Below are 17,943 nucleotides of genomic sequence, written 5' to 3' on the forward strand. Positions count from 1 at the left end.
CCGCTGCGTTGCGCGCATGCGCGGTTTGCGCGCGCGACGGCCGCGCCGTCGCATCGTCGGTCGCCTCGGTGTGATAAAACGGCTGCACCTCTCGCGCCGGATGCCGGCGAGGCCCGCATGAAGTTTTCGCCCCAATGCGCATTGATGCTCGCCGTGGCCCTGATGGTAGGCTGTAAGCCTGCTTCGGCCCCGTCGTCCGCCCAGACGTCGTCGGCCGCCGCGCCGGCGGCTCCGGCGGCCGCTGCGGCGGCGCATGCTGAGCAAGGAAAGCAGGAGATGAGTCCGCTGCAAGGTCTGCTGGATGTATTGGCCGCCGATGGCGGCGCGGCGTGGTCGGCGTTCGAACGCGTCGCCGGCGTGCAATGGCGCGATCCGGCGCCGCAGGACAATCCCGATTCGACATCGCCCGAAGACGCGCGCTATCGCTCCGGTACGCTGCTGTTGAGCGGCTTCGGCATGGTCGAGGTTCCCGACGGCAAGCTCGGCGCGCAGGCGGGCACCCGCCAGGCCAACGAAGGCGAGGTCGGGGCGACGCTGAACGGGGATGGCGAGCGCGTGCATTCGCTGGTGCTGCTCAAGTTCTACGCCAGCGAGAACTACCAGGACGTGCTGCAGCGCCAGTTCGGCGCGGGCGTCTCGGTCCGGCCCATCGCCGGGCAGTGCGAGCTGGACTTCGGCACCACGGCCGAGAACACCCAGGCCAATCAATTTTTCGAACTGCGTTTGACAGACACGAAAATCGTGTATGCTGAGGGCTATGTAGATGACGGCGGCAATCAAGGCCCCGGCACCACTACCTATCAGTTCACCCTCACCAAGCCGGCGCAGAAGATCGCGTCGATGCGTTGCAAGGAGCTCTGAAGCCTCCGACGGAGGCTCGCGGTACCGGTCCCGATAAGGACCACACACAACTTAATCATCCAGTCTATCCATATAGGAACAGCGTAATGGCTGATAGACGTGAGAAGGCAGCGGCCACTGCCCACGAGTACCACCAGGGTACGATCGCGAACTTGGACGACGCGATGACCCGGCGATTGGTTGCTTCAACGGTTCTGACCGAGAGCAACGGCGGTGATCTGGCCATCACCAACAAGCAAGGTTACGTCGGTCGCTACCAGGCGGGAGCCGGTTGGCTCGCCGACGCCGGCTATGTCGACAAGAACAAGCTCGACGCCGCGATGAAACGCGACGGCTTCGACCCTGCCACCGTGCGCGGCGCGGAATGGAAGTGGGCGAGCGCCGGCGGCATGACCCGCTTCCTCGAAGACAAGTCCAACTGGAACCAAGGCCTGAGCCTGGACCAGTACAAGGGCTCGGCCGAGCTGCAGGACAAAGCCTTCAAGACCAACAGCGACCAGGCGTATCGCCAGGCGCTCAAGAGCGGCGCGCTCGACGAAGACTCCAAGCCCGAATTGGTCGCCGGTTTTCTCAAGGCGCGCCATATCGCAGGCTACGGCGGCGCCGTGGCTGCGGTGACCGGCGGTCGCGCCATCCGCGACGCCAACGGCACCAGCAATTACGACTACCTGCACGACATCACCCGCAATCGCGACGGCCTGAATCAATACATGGCGCGCGATCCGAAGACCTTGTCGCGCGGCGACGAGCCGCAGCCGGCGCGTCCGGCGGCGAACGCGAACGCGATGGCCGACGGCCTGCTCAAGCACGGCGAGCGCGGCGCGGACGTGCGCACCATGCAGGAAACGCTCAACAAGCTCGGTTACCGCGACGCGCAGGGCCAGCCGCTGCGCGCCGATGGCGACTACGGCGATCGCACCGGCGAATCGCTGCGCAACTTCCAGCGCGCGCATGGGCTCAAGGAGGACGGCGTCGCCGGCCCCAAGACGCTCGACGCGCTCAAGCAGGCGGCGCAATCGCCGCTGCTGTCCAATCCCGCCCATCCCGACCACGGCCTGTACAAGGGCGCGGTGGAGGGCCTGGAAAAGCTCGGCCCGAACGCGTTCAAGAATCGCGACGAGCTCGAGCGCACGGCCGGCACGCTGGCCTATGAAGCCAAGATCAGCGGCTTCAAGCAGATCGACCATGTCGTCCCCACCGCCAACGGCGCAGGCCTGTTCGCGGTGCAGGGCGGGCTGAGCGATCTGGGCCATCAGCGCATCCACGTCGACAAGCAACACGCGGCCAACCAGTCGCTGGAGCAGTCGACCTACCAGGCCAAGCTCGACGCGCCGCAGATCGACGCGCCGAGCCAGGATCCCAAGACCCGAACCCAGAGCGTCTGAGCCGCCGCTGCGGCACGCGTGCGCGCGAACGGCCACGTTCGCCCGCCGCGTACCGCGCAGCGACGGCATCGGGCGGCTGCGCGCCGATCGTGCGCGAAACCGGATCGGCGTCGCCTTGGACCGCCCAAGCTCCCCACGATGAACCTGTCAGGAAATCCCATGAAAACTGCGAATGTGTTGGGCCTTGCGTTGACGTTGGCCCTGGCCGCCTGCACGAACCAGGCCGCGCCGGACGCCGCGAACGCCCAGCCCGCCGCCGAGCCGGCGCCGGCCAGCGCGCAGCCCGATGCGGCCGCGGCCACCGCCGCCACGCCGGCGGCCGAACCGGCGCCCGCCGCGGCGTCCGACGGCCGTTCGCTGTGCGCCGCCGGCGAAGACATCGTGATTTCGTGCAAGGTCGCCGGCAGCCAGCAACTGCTGTCGCTGTGCGCGTCCAAGGGCGTGAGCGACCAGTCCGGCTACGTCTACTTCGCCCAGGGCGAAGCCGGCAAGCCCGACTACACGTTCCCGGCCGACAAGTCCGCGCCGGCGGGCCGCTTCAAGCGCACCCAGCTCGGCTTCGCCGGCAACACCGGCGGCTATGCGTACTCGTTCGAGGACGGCGGCCGCAAGCACATCTTCTATTCGGTGTCCGGCGAGCGCGGCCTGGAAGAGCAGGGCGTGCTGACCGCCGCCGGCGCCGCCGACAAGGCCGATTCCGCGCGCAGCTGCGATCCCGCCAGCGTCGTGCGCAATGAAGACAACACGCTGTTCAAGTTCACCCGCAGCTGGGATCGCGACGAGCAGATCGACCAGCACGGCTTGCCGGCCAAGCAGTAACCGGCACGCAACCCATCATTCGAATCAAGGAGGAAACCACCATGTCTGAGTTGAACAATCGCGATTACCTGTTGCTGCGCGCCTACGAGTCCGGCATCCGCGAACCGCGCGAGCTGGCCGCGTTCATGGGCCAGATGCAGGTCGAATCCGGCAATTTCCGCAGCATGCACGAGAACCTGAACTACAGCGGCGGACGCCTGCTGGAAGTGTTCCCGGGCCGCAACGGCATGGACACCCGCGCCGAAGCCGACGCGATCGCGCGCGGCGGCCAGCAGGGCATCGCCAATGCCATCTACGGCGGCAACTGGGGCCGCGAAAACCTCGGCAACACCGAGCAGGGCGACGGCTGGCGCTTCCACGGCCGCGGCTATGTGCAACTGACCGGCCGCGACAACTACGAGCGCGCGGCGCGCGAGACCGGCATGGACGTGGTCAACAACCCCGACCTGGCCTCCAACCGCGAGAACGCGGCGAGCATCGCCGTGCAGTACTGGCAGGGGCGCGTGGTCGCGCGCGGTCATCAGGACGACGTGCGCGCGGCGACCCACGACATCAACGGCGGCTACAACCACCTGCCCGAGCGCCGCGCCGCGGTGACCCAGTGGCAGGGCATGCTGACGCCGGAAGTGATGCAGGGCCTGGCCCGCGGCGAAGTGAACCTGCCGGCGCAGGGCCGCGCCAACCGCGATCCGATGGCCGACGGCGTGCTCAAGTTGAACGAGCGCGGCGATGCGGTGCAGCGCATGCAGGAACAGCTCAAGCAACTGGGCTATCGCGACGGCCAGGGCAACGAGCTCAATCCCGACGGCCACTTCGGCCGCCGCAGCGAGGAAGCGCTGCGCCAGTTCCAGCGCGACCAGGGCATCAAGGACGACGGCGTCGCCGGCCCGACCACGCTGGGCAAGCTGCGCGAAGCGGTCGAGCAGCGTCAGACCCAGGGCCAGCAGCCCGCGCAGAGCCGCGACGAGCAGACCCGCGAGCCGTCGCGCGCGCCGTCGATGGCCGATCCGTCCGACCGCAACCACGCCATGTACAACCAGGCGATGGAAGGCCTGGGCAAGCTCGGCCCGAACGGCGGCTTCCGCAACCAGGAAGAAATGCAGCGCGCCGCCGCGGCGCTGACCTACGACGCGTCGGTGTCGGGCATGAACAAGATCGATCACGTCGTGCGCAATGCCGACGGCAGCGGTCTGTTCGCGGTGCAGGGCGGGCTCAACGATCCGGGCCACCTGCGCGTGCACGTCGGCGGGCAGGAAGCGGTGGCGCGTTCGGTCGAGCAGACCACCGCGCAGCTGGCGCAGGACGCGCCCAAGCCGCAGCCCGCGCAGGAACAGAACCAGCAGCAGGAACAAAACGCGCGCCGCGTCGCCTGACCGATCCGCGCGCGCCGGCGCGGCGCGCGCAGGCGTTGGGGAGGGCGCGTCCGTCGGCGGTATCCGGCGGGCGCACCCTCCCGATCCACCGCTGTGCGATCCGATCCATCCGCAACGCTGTCGTGGTTTTTCTACCGAAGTCTGGAACCGGCCGATGAGTCTTCACCGCAACGCTGTCCCGATTCTCGCCGCCGTGCTGGCCTCGGCGCTGGCCGCTTGCGGCGCGCAGCCGGCGAGCGCGCCATCGTCCCCCGTGGCGCGCGCCGAACGCGCGGCCGGTTCCGACCCCTCTACGCCGTCGCCGTCCTCCACTCCCGCACAGGCCGCACCGATGACCGCTGAAATCCCGCAGGGTTTTTCTTCCTATGCGTCCGAGTCGATCGGCGACAACAAGCAGTGCGTGGTCGGCGCGGCCAGCGACGAAGACGGCATGAACCAGCGTCCGGTCGCCTACCTCGCGCAGGCCTCGGGCAAGCCGATCTGGGTGCGCGCGCTGGATCTGCCCAGCGACACCTACCAAAGCCGCGTCACCCATTGCCTGCGCCAGGGCGATGCGCTGTACGTGCTGCTGCAGTCCGACACCCAGCCGGAACAGTCGCTGTCGCAGACGCTGCTGCGCGTGGTCAAGCTCGGCATCGCCGACGGCGCGGTGCAGGCCGGCGGCGACATCGCGGTGCCGGGCGCCAAGGGCGCGTATTCGGCGTGGGTGGAAGAGGGCGCGAGCCACCTGCGTTGGGACAACGGCGGCGTGGTCGTCGCCGGACAGTACGCCGCGCTCGACGCGCCCGAACAACGCAACGCGTTCACCGCCGCGCTCAAGCCCGATTTGAGCCGCTGAGTTTCATCCCACCCATCGCGCCGCGCCGAGCGCGCGCAGACAAGGAGTTAGATCATGGGCAAGAAGGAAGAATTCATCGCCGACCTGTATCCGGCGGCGGTGCGCGTGTCCAAGCAGACCGGCATGTCGGCCGAACTGATCCTGGCCCAGGCGGCGCTTGAGACCGGTTGGGGCGAGAAGGTGCTGGCCGGCACCAACAACATCTTCAACATCAAGGACAGCAAGGGCTGGGATGGCCCGAGCAAGACCTTCCACGTGTGGGAAATCGAGGGCGGCAAGAAGGTCTGGAAGGACCAGGATTTCCGCGTCTACGGCTCGATCGACGAAGCGCTGGCCGACCGGGTCAAGTTCCTCCAGCACAACGGCCGCTACGCCAAGGCGGGGCTGTTCGACGAAGGCACGCTGGGCGATCTGAAGAAGGAAGCCAACGCCTTGCAGAAGGCCGGCTACGCCACCGATCCGCATTACGCCGAGCAACTGGCCAAGGTGTTCAACGGCCCGACCATGCGTCGCGGCATCGCCCTGGCCGAAAGCCGCGGCGCGCCGGAGCTGGCCGAGCACAAGCCCGGCGAGCACAAGCCCGCCGCGCCGGCCAAGCCGGCCGATGCGATGGCCGACGGCCGGCTCAGGCAGGGCGAGGACGGCCCGGCGGTGAAGGCGCTGCAGGAGCGCTTGAACGCGCTCGGCTTCCACGACGCCAAGGGCCAGCCGCTCAAGCCCGACGGCGATTTCGGCCCGGCCACCAAGCACGCGCTGCAGCAGGCGCAGCGCGCCTACGGCCTCGACGCCGACGGCATCGCCGGCCCGAAGACGTTGGAAGCGATGAAGAAGGCGCCGCCGGAACACGCCGCCGCCGGCGCGCTGCTGTCGGATCCGGCCAACCGCGACAACGGCATGTACAAGCAGGCCGTGGCGGGGCTGGAGAAGCTCGGTCCGAACGCGTTCGGCAGCCGCCAGGAACTCGAGCGCGCCGCCGGCACGCTGACCTATGAGGCGCGCGCGAGCGGATTCACCCACATCGACAAGGTCGTGCTCAACGCCAGCGGCACCGGCTTGTTCGCGGTGCAGGGCGAGCCCGGCGATCCGGCCGCGCGCCACGTCCACGCCGACAAGGCGCAGGCCGCGAGCGTGCCGCTGGAACGCAGCAGCCAGCAGCTGCGCGAGGACGTGCCGGAGCAGGCGAACGCGCAGGCGCCCGAGCGCGCCGCCAAGACGATGACGGCCTGATGCGATGAATGGGTAAGACGCGCGCCGCGGGGAGGCGGCGCGCGCGACAGCAGGGACGACAGCGTCGCCCGGTCCGGCCCAAGGGTCCGGCCGCGACGCCGGCGCAGGATGCGCCGCCAAGGATGGCCGCAGGAAGCGGAGCCGACACAGCCAGCGCAGGGACAGGAGCGGCCGGGGAAGCGGCCGGGCAGGGCCAGCGCAGGGACAGCGCAGCGAAGGATCGCCGCCGGGCGGGGAGGCCGGGCGGCGCCAGCGGAGGCAAGGGCCAGGGACGGCCCGGCGTGGGATGGCCGATGCGGACGGTGCGGCCGTACGCAGAAGCGCAACAGGCTTGCTGCGAGAGTGGACGAACGTAGTCAGTACGAGGACGAGACAGGCATGAAATCGCAAAACACGGGTTGGGTACGCATCGGTTTGCTGGGCGCGTTGTTGGCGCTGGGCGGCTGCGACCTGGCTTCCAACAGCCAGCCGGCCGCGGCGGCGGCCGAGCAGCACGCGCCGACCAGCGCGGCGCCCGCCAGCGCTGCGGCGACGCCGGCGACGGCCACGGCGTGCCCGTCGCAGGACTTCGATGCGTTCCTGGCCGCGTTCGCCGACGACATCGAAGTGCAGCGCGCGTTCACCCAGCGCCCGCTGCGCAGCGAAACCGTCGACGCGAACGCCGACCCGGAACCCAAGCCGGTGACCGCGATGCTCGACGGCGACGCGCTCAAGTTCCCGCTGATGGCCAGCCGCGCCAAGCAGCAGGCCGAGGGACTGGTGCTGAGCCAGAGCGAACTCAACGGCGACAAGCAAGTGATGCTGGCCAAGCCGGACACCGACTACCAGCTGTCGTTCTTCTTCCGCAAAGGCGAATGCTGGACGTTGTACCGCATGCGCGACGATTCGCTGTAACCGCCCGCGCGGGCGCGAACGATTTTATTTCCAGGAGCCGACATGTCCTACCAAGACGTCATGAACACCATCCTGCCGCCGCAGCAGGGGCGTTCGCCGCACATCACCGGCCACTACGGCGAGCACCGCGGCAACGGCCCGCACGGCGGCTCGGATTTCAATTACGTCGGCGGCCAGGCCGGGGTCAACCTGACCCATCCGACCCTGCACTCGCCGGTCACCGGCACGGTGGAATTCGTCGGCGGCCGCTACGGCACCGTCACCATCGTCGATGGCGAAGGCAACCGTCACCAGCTGCTGCACACGCAGAGCCAATCGGTGGTGGTCGGCCAGCGGGTCGAGCCGGGCACGCCGATCGGCACCATGGGCGGGCGCGGCCCCAACGGCGAAGCGCAATACGCCCAGCACGTGCACTACCAAATGAAGGACGCGCAGGGCAACAACGTCAATCCGGAGACGTTCTGGAGCCAGCGCGAACACGGCGGCCGCAGCGCCGCCGCCGCGCCGGCCGCGGCCGGCGCCGACGGCGTGCTGCGTCAGGGCGAGCGCGGACAGGACGTGCGCGCGCTGCAGGAAACCCTCAACCGCCTGGGCTATCGCGACGACCAGGGCCGGGCGCTGGCCGCCGACGGCGACTTCGGCGAACGCAGCCGCCAGGCGGTGGCGCGCTTCCAGCGCGAGAACGGCCTGCACGAAGACGGCATCGCCGGACGCGACACGCTCAAGGCGCTCGGCGAAGCCGCGCCGCGCCGCGAAGGCGGCGACCGCGCGCTGATCTCCGATCCGAGCCACCCCAACAACGGCATGTACCGGCAGGCCTTGGCCGGCCTGGAACGGCTCGGCCCCGAAGCCGGTTTTCGCAATGCGCAGGACCGCGAGCGCGCCGCCGCGACCTTGACCTACGAAGCGGCGGTCGGCGGCATGAACCGCATCGACCACGTCGTGCAGAACGTCAACGGCTCCGGCGTGTTCGCGGTGCAGGGCGGCTTGAACGATCCGGCCCACCACCGCGTGTTCGCCAACACCCAGCAGGCGCTGAGCCAGAGCGTGGAGCAGTCGAGCCAGCGCCTGGCCCAGGACGCGCCGGCGCAGCAGGCCACGCAGCAGCAGAGCCAGCAGCAGAACCAGCAACAACAGCCCCCGCGCATGAGCTTGGGCTGAGGTCGGTGGCAACCGCGGCGCAGGACGCGCCGCGGGTACAGGAAGCAGGCGCCGGCCGGCAGGGAAGCCGCGGCGGCGCCGCAGTTCGATCGGCACCGGCCGCCGCGCCGTCGGTGGAGGCGGCGGACCGGCGCCGATCGAGGAACCCCGCAGGCCAGGGACGGCATCGAAGTCTCTGCGGGGTTCGCGACAGGGAAGTCCCGGCTTCGTCCGCGAGGGCGGGGCAGGCACGGCAGGCTCGATCGCTAGGGAGATCGAGCCTGCCGCTGCCGCTTGCCCGCACGGCGTTCCGGTTCGACCGGGCCGGCCGCACGGGGTAGGCTGCGGTGGTACGGCGGCCAAGGAACGCGACCGGACCCGCTCCGGCAAGGAGACGACGATGAATTCGCAATCGCAGGACCAGACTCTGCAGGTCGGCACCGAAGCCGGCTCGCAAACCCTCGACGAGGTGCGTCGGGCGCAGCAGCGCAACCTGCTCAGCAGCGCCAGCCATCCCCAGCACGAGCAATTCGCCCACGTGCGGGTGTGCCTGGACCGCAGCGAGGCCGCGCGCCAGTTCAGCCCGGGCGAGCGCGACAACCTCGCCGGGGCCTTGTTGCTGGAAGCCACCCGCGAGCGCCAGCGCGTGGACAGCGTGGCCTTCAGCCAGGACGGCAAGCGCGCGTTCGCGGTCGAAGAGGCCGATTCGCCGGCGCGGCGCATCTGCTACGTCGAGACCGAACAGGCGGCGCAGCAATCGCTGCAGCGCAGCAGCGAACAGATGGCGCAGCAGGTGCGCGAGCGCGACCTGCGCGAACAGCAACGCCAGACCGAGCGCGAGACCGAGCGTCAGCGCGAAAGCGAGCGCGACCGGAACAACCCCGAACGCAGCGACGAGCAGCGACAGCAGCCGTCGGCCGCGGCGCGCGCGCTGACCCGCGAGCGCGACTGAGCGCGCCGCCGGCGCGCAGCAGGCCCAGGAGGACCGAATGAGCGTGACCAACGAGTTCCAGCACCACATCCGCACCAAGGGCAAGTTCCAGATCGTCGCCCTGACCCACGACGCGGATTTCGACCAGCACCAGGTCTATGCCTACGCGGTGGTGTCGTCCGACGGGCTCAAGATGCGTCAGGAACTGACGCTGAGCGCCGCCCAGCGCTGGCTCGACGACGAGATCCTGCGGGAATTGTTGTCGAAAGGCAGCCTTTCGCCGGATATGATGGCGCAATCGCGCCCGGCGGAGCGTTCCGGGCTCCGGACAGGCCGGAAGCGACGCTGACCGACAGCGGGTTCGGGGATCAAGCAGGAAGTAAAACGTGAAAGGGAAGGCGATTGGCGCCATCGTGGCGCTGCTGGTGACCGCGTTCGCGGGTTTGTATCTGTCCGGCTACATGACGGTGCTGTTGCTCAAGCTCGACGTGCCGGTGGCCTGGAACACCTATCTTCAGTACATCAAGTCGATCGATCTGCCGCAGGTCAAGCCCTACGCGGGCCGGATCAAGGCCGGCGGCCTGCTCGGCTTCGGCTTCCCGACGCTGCTGTACCTGGGCCTGCTGTACCTGATCTTCAAGCCCAAGAAGCAGTCCATGCACGGCGACGCGCGTTTCGCCACCGCCGGCGACCTGGACAAGAAGGACATGTTCAAGTCGACCCCGACCTCGGTCGTGGTCGGCAAGTACAACGGCAAGCTGGTCCAGCTCAGCGGCCAGCAGTTCGTGATCCTGGCCGCGCCGACCCGCTCGGGCAAGGGCGTGGGCATCGTCATTCCGAACCTGCTCAACTATCAGGGTTCGATGGTGGTGCTGGACATCAAGCAGGAAAACTTTGACCTCACCAGCGGCTGGCGCTCGGGGCAGGGGCAGGAGATCTACCTGTTCAACCCGTTCGCCGAAGACCGCCGCACCCATCGCTGGAACCCGCTGACCTACGTGTCCAGCGACCCGGCGTTCCGCGTCTCGGACCTGATGAGCATCGCCGCGATGCTGTATCCGGACGGCTCGGACGACCAGAAGTTCTGGATCAGCCAGGCGCGCAACGCGTTCATGGCCTTCACCCTGTACCTGTTCGAGGCCTACGACGACGCGCAGAAGGTCGGCTTCCCGTTCGCCACCCAGCCGACCATCGGCGCGGTGTACCGGTTGTCCTCCGGCGACGGCAAGAGCGAGCTCAAGCCCTTCCTCAAGGGGCTGTCGGAGCGTCCGTTCCTCAGCGCCAACGCCAAGTCGGCGTTCGCCAACATGCTGTCGCAGGCCGATGAGACCTTCGCCTCGATCCTGGGCACGTTCAAGGAACCGCTGAACCCCTGGATCAATCCGGTGCTCGACGCGGCCACCGCGACCGACGACTTCATGCTGACCGACCTGCGCAAGAAGAAGATGACGATCTACGTCGGCATCCAGCCGAACAAGCTGGCCGAGAGCCGGCTGATCGTGAACCTGTTCTTCAGCCAGATCATCAACCTCAACACCCGCGAGCTGCCGCAGAACAACAAGGAGCTCAAGCATCAGTGCCTGTTGCTGATGGACGAGTTCACCTCCATCGGCAAGGTCGACATCATCGCCTCGGCGGTGTCGTACATGGCCGGCTACAACATCCGCCTGCTGCCGATCATCCAGAGCATGTCGCAGCTCGACGCCACTTACGGCAAGGACGTCTCGCGCACCATCATCACCAACCACGCGCTGCAGATCATCTACGCCCCGCGCGAGCAGCAGGACGCCAACGACTACTCCGAGATGCTCGGCTACACCACGGTGCGCAAGACCAACGTCACCCGCGGCAAGGATATCTCGCGCAGCGAATCCGAAGAGCGCCGCGCGCTGATGCTGCCGCAGGAGCTCAAGGCGATGGGCTTCGACAACGAGGTGTTCCTGTACGAGGGCATCCCGCACCCGGTGAAGTGCGACAAGATCAAGTACTACCAGGACAAGATGTTCACCCAGCGACTGCTGCCGAAGGTGACGGTGCCGATGCTCGACATCAAGGTCGGTTGATCGCGGCGCGGCATCCGCGTAGCCAGGAAAACGCCGCCGGTTCCGGCGGCGTTTTCGTTTCGCTCTTTCGTCCTGTGCGAGGAATCCGGCCATGACCCAGCAAATGAGCGACCGGCTCTTGTTCGAGGGCGTGTCCTGCGAGCTGATCTGCTGGGCCGGCGGCGAGCTGTTCGACCCATTCGCGCACGGCCTGCAGCCGGTCCGTAATTGCACCGCGCTCGACCGCGGCGTGCTCGCCCATTACCGCGTCGACGAACGCCTGTGGCTGGACGAGCTGATGCTGGATCACGCCTTGCCCGGCCCGCCTGAGAGAAAGCCAAGGCTGGGGCGCGGGCCCGCAATCAATGGCGTGTCGCCGCGGACGCATCCTGATATGGGCTTCACCAGCCACTACGCGCGCCTGGACTTGCCGCTGGCCTTCGGCGGCGGCCTGCTGATCGGCGAGGGCGACGCCTGCGAGCGACCCGGCCGCGGCTCGCCGCCGGCCTGGGCCTATGCGCGCCTGCGCGAGCTGGTGTTCACCCAGGGTGAGCTGATCGAGGCGGTCGATCATTCCGAGATCGCCGCGGCGCTGCGCGAGCGCGACCGCCGCTTCGGCGATGCGCACCGGGTCATGGCCTACCCGGCGGCCGAGGCCTGGCGCCAGGCATTCGCTTATGACTACGGGTTCTGCGAATAGCCCGGCGGCGAACGCATTTGCGCCGCCGGCCGCGTCCCGCGGCGGCGACGGCGGGTCATAATGCGCACTGCACGCATATCCGACCGACCCTCATGAACGATCTGCGCATCACCCTGATCCAAGGCGCCACCCGCTGGCACGACCCCGCCGGCAACCGCGACTACTACGGCGAACTGATCGGCCAGGCCCAGGGCATCACCGACCTGGTGCTGCTGCCGGAGACCTTCACCAGCGGCTTCAGCAACGAGGCCATCGGCAACGCCGAGACCATGGACGGGCCGACCGTGGCCTGGATCCGCGAGCAGGCCGCCCGGCTCGACGCCGCGGTCTGCGGCAGCGTGCAGCTGCGCACCGACGAGGGCGTGTTCAACCGCCTGCTATTCGCCACGCCCGACGGCGCGCTGCAGACCTACGACAAGCGCCACCTGTTCCGCTACGCCAAGGAACACGAGCGCTACGCCGCCGGGCGCGAGCGCCTGAGCGTGGAGTGGAAGGGCTGGCGGATCTGTCCGCTGGTCTGCTACGACCTGCGTTTTCCGGTGTTCTCGCGCAACCGTTTCGATGTCGAGCGCGCCGGCGCGCTGGACTACGACTTGCTGCTGTACGTGGCCAACTGGCCCTCGGCGCGGGCGTATCCGTGGAAGACCCTGCTGCGCGCGCGCGCGATCGAGAACCTGTGCTACGTCGCCGGGCTCAACCGCGTCGGCAACGACGGCAACGGCCTGCATTATTCCGGCGACAGCGCGGTGATCGATTTCCTCGGCCAGCCGGTCAGTGAATGCGCCGACGAGGAAGTGGTGGTCACTACGACTTTGCAGGCGGCCGAATTGGCTGCGCATCGTGAGCGGTTTCCGGCGATGCTGGATGGGGATCGGTTCGAGCTGGCATAGGCGCGTGCGGGCGATGCCGCGCTGGGTTTGCTTCGGCTTTCGAGGGCTTGGTCTAGCCGACGGGGCGCGGCTCGCGTCGCTCCTTCAGCCGGATACGAAACTTGCCGGAGCTTCCTGTAGGAGCGGCGCGAGCCGCGACCGCGCCAATGCACCTGCGACAAACTTCGCCTAAGCCCGTTGGTTACGCGTGACGACCAGCGAAGATCAACAGCTTCCGTCCGCAAGCGGCCGGGTCACTTTCTTTGTCTTGCCAAAGAAAGTAACCAAAGAAAGGCGCTTTCCTTGTTTTCGAATCAAGAGCCACTAAGGTTCGCAGCCTGCGCAGGGATGCGGGACAAGGGCCATCCTGGCCCGGTCCCGCACGGCGCACATCCTGTGCGCCGCCCTATCGGGTCTACGATTGTCTGTGGCGAGTTCGGGGCGGCGGGGGGAGCTAAGAGCGACGGCAACAGCAACAGCTAGGTGAAAATGGGTTCCGACTTTCGCCGACACGACGGCTTGCAAGGCAGGCGCGTATGCGCCGAACCTGCGCCGATTAGCCCGCTGGATCTCAGTAATGCTCCGACGCCCGCGAGCGTGCCGCAGCGTTCTCGATTTCGTCCTCGCCGATGCCGCGTTTGTGGAAGTACACCTGCTCGGCCGCCCAGCGCAGCGGTGTGGAGTTGAGCAGCAGGTCGAACGGCCAGTCGAACTGGAAGCGGTCGAACGCCCAGCGCAGTGCGCGTTTGCGGCGGAAACGCGGGGCTGCGTCTTCGGCGATGGATTCCGGCGCCGGGCCGATTCCGCGCGCGTGCAGGGCGATGGCCTGGCCCAGGGTTTCGCCGTGCGCCCAGGCCGAATGGATGCCGCCGGCGGTGACCGGCGAGACGATGCCGGCGGCGTCGCCGGTCAGCATCGCGCCGTTGCGCGCCAGCGGGAACACCGGGCCGCCGCAGGGAATCAGGCCGGCGCGGGTGTGCGCCGGCTGCAGCGCTTCGGGCAGGCCGACCGCGCCGCGTACGCGCGCCAGGAAGCCGTCGATGTCGGGCACGCGCGCGCGTTCGGCGTCGTGGCGCAGGGCCAGGCCGGCTTGCACGCCGGTCGGGTTCTGCGCGACCCAGCCGATGTAGCCCGGCGCGTAGCGCTTGCTGACGAAGCAGTGCAGGGCGCCGGATTCGGGCAGCGCCGCGCCGGGGAACTCGTACTCGATGCCGTACAGGAACTCCTGGGTGCGGCCCAGCCCGGTGCGTTCGGCCACGCGCGACTTGGCGCCGTCGGCGCCGACCAGGAAGCGCGCGCGGCCGACGCCTTCGACCCGCCAGCCGTCCTCCTCGCGCTCGGCTTGGGTAAACGAAGCGCCCAGGCGCAGGTCGACACCGTGGCGCTGCAGTTCCTGCGCCAGCCAGCGCATCAGCCGCGGCGTGTCGGTGGTGAGGAAGTAATAGCCCGGCGCGCTCAGCGCCATGCTGCGCAGGTTCGGCGAGTACAGCCGCACCCGTTCGACCCGGTGGGTGCAGCTCTCCGGCGCGCGGCTGAGCCAGGTGCGTTCGGCCGCTTCCTTGACCACGATGCCGGTGGTGCGCAGCTTGTCGCCCGGGTCGCGCTTGCGCTCCAGCACCACCACGCGCAGGCCGGCGCGCACCGCCGCGAGCGCGCAGGCGGCGCCGGCGAAACTGGCGCCGACCACGACCAGATCGCAATCGAAACGCTCGGAGTTCGGAAGCATGGCGCGGACCTCGGCTGGGAATGTGCGAGGCAGTGTGTCGGCGCCGGACGAAGCGCGTATGGGGCCTGTGTGAAGTGACGACCGCGGTCACGGCGCGAGCGCTTAGGCGGTCGGTTCCTGCGCTGGAAGCGCATCCGCTCCGATTCGCGTGCCGCGACCGCGCGCCCGTTCAGCGCGATTTCTTCGCCGTCAGCGCCGCCACCGTCGCGCGCAGCGCGTCGAGCGCATCGTCGGCCGCGCCGTCGCAGGCCGCGCGCACGATCGCGCCGTCCACCGCTACCGCCAGCGCGCGCGCGCTGGCCTCACGCGCGGCGCCCGCGGGCAGCAGCGCGGCGATGCGCGCCTGCATCGCGCGCTTGTGCGCGCGCGCGCGTTCGCCCGCCGCGGGCAGGGCAGGGCCGAGTTCGGCCACGGTGTTGATGAAGGCGCAGCCGCGGAACTGCGGGTGCGCGAACCATTCGTGCAAGGCCGGCGCCAGCGCTGCGGCATCGTCGCCGTGGCGGCGCAGGGCCGCGTCGAACCACGCCATCCAGCGTTCGTGGCGGTAGTCCAGGAACGCCAGGATCAGATCGTTCTTGCTCGGGTAGTGCCGGTACAGCGTCACCTTGGTCACGCCGGATTCGGCGATGACCCGATCGACGCCGGTGGCGCGCACGCCCTCCAGATAGAACAGGTCGTGCGCGGTCTGCAGGATGCGCTCGCGCGCGCTCGGGGGCGGGGCGGTCTTGCTGGTCATGGCGCGATGGTAGACCGGTTCGTCTACCCGTGCCAGCGGTGTAGACAGATCGGTCTACCCGGAGTAGCGTTGCACGTAGACAGATCTGTCTACATAGACCGGATTCCCCACCACCCAGGAGTGCCCATGGACGCCCGCCCGCCGCTGCCCCCGTTCGACCGCGACACCGCCGCACACAAGGTCCGCCTCGCCGAAGACGCCTGGAACAGCCGCGATCCCGAGCGCATCGCCCAGGCCTATACCGTCGACACGCGCTGGCGCAACCGCGCCGAGTTCGTCGACGGGCGCCAGGACGTGGTCGCGTTCCTGCAGCGCAAGTGGAGCCGCGAGCTCGAGTACCGCCTGATCAAGGAACTGTGGGCGCACGACGGCCACCGCATCGCGGTGCGCTTCGCCTACGAATGGCGCGACGACTCGGGCCAGTGGTACCGCAGCTACGGCAACGAGAACTGGGAATTCGCCGACGACGGGCGGATGGCGCGGCGCATCGCCAGCATCAACGACAAGCCGATCGCCGACGGCGAGCGCAAGTTCCATTGGCCGCAGGGGCGGCGGCCGGACGATCATCCGGGGCTGAGCGAGTTGGGCCTGTAGTTTCCCGTTCGCGCTGCGATGCCTTCGCGGTCGACTGACTGCCGCGGTCGCGACTCGCGTCGCTCCTAAAGTCGGCAAAACCGCAACCAACCCCTGTAGGAGCGGCGCAAGCCGCGACCGCGAAACCACGCATGCGTCGCAAGTCGCCTATCGCCGTCGCAGTTCGCGCAGTTCCCACAGTCGATAACGCCGCAACGCAGCCCCTGTAGGAGCGGCGCAAGCCGCGACCGCGAAACCACGCATACAGCCCAAGCCGCCTATCGCCAAGCCGCGCGCACGACTCCCGCTCGAAGGTCGAGCACGAAGGTCAAACCCCGCTCAACCGCTCAACCGCCATCCAACCCCGCATACACCGCATCGCGCAGATCGCGGACGAACTGCCCGTCCATGCCTTCCAGCGCCGTGTTGGTCAGCGCGACCACGCTCAGCCCGCGCTGCGGGTCGAGGAACCACGAATGCCCGTACACGCCGCCCCAGGCCAGGGTGCCGCGCGATTGCGGGGTGGCTGCGGCGACGGGATCGACCAGCACGGCGGCGCCGTAGCCGTAACCCCAGCCCGGATCCAGGCCTTCGACCGCCTGCAGCGGCGTATGCAACTGCAACAGCGTCGCGACAGTGGCCGGCGCGAGCGCGCCGTCGCCGCCGCGGCGCAGCGCTTCCAGCAGCCGCAACACGTCGCCGGCGCTGCCGGCCATGCCGGCGCCGCCGGAGGGGTAGGAGCCGGCTTTTTCGATCCGGCCCGGCGCGTAGCGCAGCACGCCGTCGTAGAACGGCAGCTCGCTTCCGTCGTGCATGCGCAGCGGCCGGCGTGAGCCGTCGGCGGCGACGCTGTTGCCGTAATGCGCGGCCAGACGCTTGTAGTCGGCGACCTGGAAGCCGGTGTCGGCCATCGCCAGCGGCGCCAGGATCAACTCGTCGATCAACTGCGGCAGCGGCGTATCGGTGGCGCGCGCCATCGCCTCGCCGAGCACGTCCAGGCCGAGCGAGTAGCGAAAGCCGGTACCGGGCGCGAAGCGCAGCCGGGTCTGGCCGAGGCGGCGCAGGTTTTCCTCGATCGACAGGCCCGGCTGGTCGAAGCCGTCGGAGACATCAAAGGTGTCGTAGTCGCTGCCGGCGGCCTCGCCGAAGCGGTAGCTCAGGCCGGAGGTGTGGGCGAGCAGGTGGCGCAGGCGGATCTGCGGCGCGCTGCCGTCGGCCAGGCGCGGGCGGAACTGCGGCAGCCAGCGCGTCACCGGCGCGTCGAGGTCGAGGCGGCCGCGTTCGGCCAGTTCGACCGCGGCTGCGGCGACGATGGGTTTGGTCACCGAGGCCAGCAGGAAGATCGCGTCCTCGCGCATCAGGCGGTCGGATTCGCGGTCGGCCTGGCCGGCGGCGCGGCGGTAGACCGCTTCGCCGTCGTGGGCGACCAGCACCACCGCGCCGACCAGGCGGCGTTCGGCCAGGGCGCGGTCGAGGGCGTCGTCGACGCGGTCGCGCAGGGACAGGGCCGCGGCGGGCGCGACGGAGACGGCGAGGTTCATGGCAGGCGCTCCTGCGGAAGTGACGGGTGGAACATGGCAGGAATTGTGCAATGCACAAGTGACCGTGGCGAAACACTGCGGTGTCGCTGGCCGGATTGCGCGCCGGGACGCATCGGCGCAGGCGTTGGGCGCCGTTTGCCGGATGTTGCGCGTGGTTTTGCCGATATTGCGCAACGGCTGCAGGCAAGCGCGCGAGCGCGGCATGCCGATCGCGGCGGCTGGGCGCCGCAAAGGCGCGGATCAGTCCGGTCTCACGGCCCCGGAAACGACGAAGGGCGCTTGCGCGCC

17 protein-coding genes are annotated in these 17,943 nt (G+C 69.0%); 14 read left to right on the top strand and 3 right to left on the bottom strand.

Annotation, left to right across the window (positions count from 1 at the left end; all coding sequences use genetic code 11):
• Window positions 1-117 precede the first annotated feature (117 nt).
• From BLU84_RS16455 to BLU84_RS16525, 13 genes are all read left to right on the top strand, one after another.
• The gene (locus BLU84_RS16455) at window positions 118-861 is read left to right on the top strand and encodes a hypothetical protein (protein WP_139175050.1); all 744 of its coding nucleotides are present in this window, start codon (window positions 118-120) and stop codon (window positions 859-861) included.
• Between the two features lie 86 nt (window positions 862-947).
• Window positions 948-2,246 (top strand): peptidoglycan-binding domain-containing protein, encoded by a 1,299-nt coding sequence (locus tag BLU84_RS16460; RefSeq protein WP_083382718.1) that lies wholly within the window; start codon window positions 948-950, stop codon window positions 2,244-2,246.
• A gap of 159 nt (window positions 2,247-2,405) precedes the next feature.
• Window positions 2,406-3,065, top strand: coding sequence for a hypothetical protein (locus BLU84_RS16465; protein WP_139175051.1), 660 nt, complete (start codon window positions 2,406-2,408; stop codon window positions 3,063-3,065).
• Between the two features lie 41 nt (window positions 3,066-3,106).
• Window positions 3,107-4,438, top strand: coding sequence for an XVIPCD domain-containing protein (locus tag BLU84_RS25810; RefSeq protein ID WP_083382720.1), 1,332 nt, complete (start codon window positions 3,107-3,109; stop codon window positions 4,436-4,438).
• A gap of 154 nt (window positions 4,439-4,592) precedes the next feature.
• The gene (locus BLU84_RS16480; protein WP_211664559.1) at window positions 4,593-5,276 is read left to right on the top strand and encodes a hypothetical protein; all 684 of its coding nucleotides are present in this window, start codon (window positions 4,593-4,595) and stop codon (window positions 5,274-5,276) included.
• Window positions 5,277-5,330: 54 nt separating this feature from the next.
• The gene (locus BLU84_RS27245) at window positions 5,331-6,503 is read left to right on the top strand and encodes a glucosaminidase domain-containing protein (protein ID WP_170849185.1); all 1,173 of its coding nucleotides are present in this window, start codon (window positions 5,331-5,333) and stop codon (window positions 6,501-6,503) included.
• A gap of 378 nt (window positions 6,504-6,881) precedes the next feature.
• Entirely contained in the window at window positions 6,882-7,397 is a 516-nt protein-coding gene (locus tag BLU84_RS16495; RefSeq protein WP_139175052.1) for a hypothetical protein, read from the top strand.
• Window positions 7,398-7,439: 42 nt separating this feature from the next.
• A complete protein-coding gene (locus BLU84_RS16500; RefSeq protein WP_083382722.1) occupies window positions 7,440-8,558 on the top strand; it encodes an XVIPCD domain-containing protein in 1,119 nt (372 codons plus the stop codon).
• Window positions 8,559-8,937: 379 nt separating this feature from the next.
• Window positions 8,938-9,489 carry an XVIPCD domain-containing protein gene (locus tag BLU84_RS16505; protein ID WP_074869703.1) on the top strand — a complete coding sequence of 184 codons (552 nt, stop codon included), beginning with the start codon at window positions 8,938-8,940 and terminating at the stop codon, window positions 9,487-9,489.
• 37 nt (window positions 9,490-9,526) lie between these two features.
• Window positions 9,527-9,817, top strand: coding sequence for a hypothetical protein (locus tag BLU84_RS16510; RefSeq protein ID WP_074869708.1), 291 nt, complete (start codon window positions 9,527-9,529; stop codon window positions 9,815-9,817).
• A 37-nt stretch (window positions 9,818-9,854) separates the two neighbouring features.
• Window positions 9,855-11,531 carry a type IV secretory system conjugative DNA transfer family protein gene (locus BLU84_RS16515; protein WP_425479402.1) on the top strand — a complete coding sequence of 559 codons (1,677 nt, stop codon included), beginning with the start codon at window positions 9,855-9,857 and terminating at the stop codon, window positions 11,529-11,531.
• Between the two features lie 91 nt (window positions 11,532-11,622).
• Window positions 11,623-12,210, top strand: coding sequence for a hypothetical protein (locus tag BLU84_RS16520; protein ID WP_074869711.1), 588 nt, complete (start codon window positions 11,623-11,625; stop codon window positions 12,208-12,210).
• Window positions 12,211-12,302: 92 nt separating this feature from the next.
• Window positions 12,303-13,100: an amidohydrolase gene (locus BLU84_RS16525; RefSeq protein ID WP_074869715.1), complete on the top strand. Its 798-nt coding sequence runs from the start codon at window positions 12,303-12,305 to the stop codon at window positions 13,098-13,100.
• A gap of 550 nt (window positions 13,101-13,650) precedes the next feature.
• On the opposite strand, the gene BLU84_RS16530 is transcribed toward BLU84_RS16525, so the two are convergent.
• Window positions 13,651-14,805, bottom strand: a complete 1,155-nt coding sequence (locus BLU84_RS16530; protein WP_074869718.1) for an NAD(P)/FAD-dependent oxidoreductase — start codon at window positions 14,803-14,805, stop codon at window positions 13,651-13,653.
• Window positions 14,806-14,974: 169 nt separating this feature from the next.
• The gene (locus BLU84_RS16535; RefSeq protein WP_074869720.1) at window positions 14,975-15,541 is read right to left on the bottom strand and encodes a TetR/AcrR family transcriptional regulator; all 567 of its coding nucleotides are present in this window, start codon (window positions 15,539-15,541) and stop codon (window positions 14,975-14,977) included.
• Window positions 15,542-15,667: 126 nt separating this feature from the next.
• Here BLU84_RS16535 and BLU84_RS16540 point away from each other — a divergent pair, with 126 nt between their 5' ends.
• Window positions 15,668-16,135: a nuclear transport factor 2 family protein gene (locus tag BLU84_RS16540; RefSeq protein WP_074869724.1), complete on the top strand. Its 468-nt coding sequence runs from the start codon at window positions 15,668-15,670 to the stop codon at window positions 16,133-16,135.
• A gap of 326 nt (window positions 16,136-16,461) precedes the next feature.
• Here BLU84_RS16540 and BLU84_RS16545 read toward each other — a convergent pair whose 3' ends face one another.
• On the bottom strand, window positions 16,462-17,655 hold the full coding sequence (locus BLU84_RS16545; RefSeq protein WP_074869727.1) for a serine hydrolase domain-containing protein: 1,194 nt from the start codon (window positions 17,653-17,655) through the stop codon (window positions 16,462-16,464).
• Window positions 17,656-17,943 lie beyond the last annotated feature (288 nt).

Source organism: Lysobacter enzymogenes (assembly GCF_900106525.1).
Classification (GTDB): Bacteria; Pseudomonadota; Gammaproteobacteria; order Xanthomonadales; family Xanthomonadaceae; genus Lysobacter; species Lysobacter enzymogenes.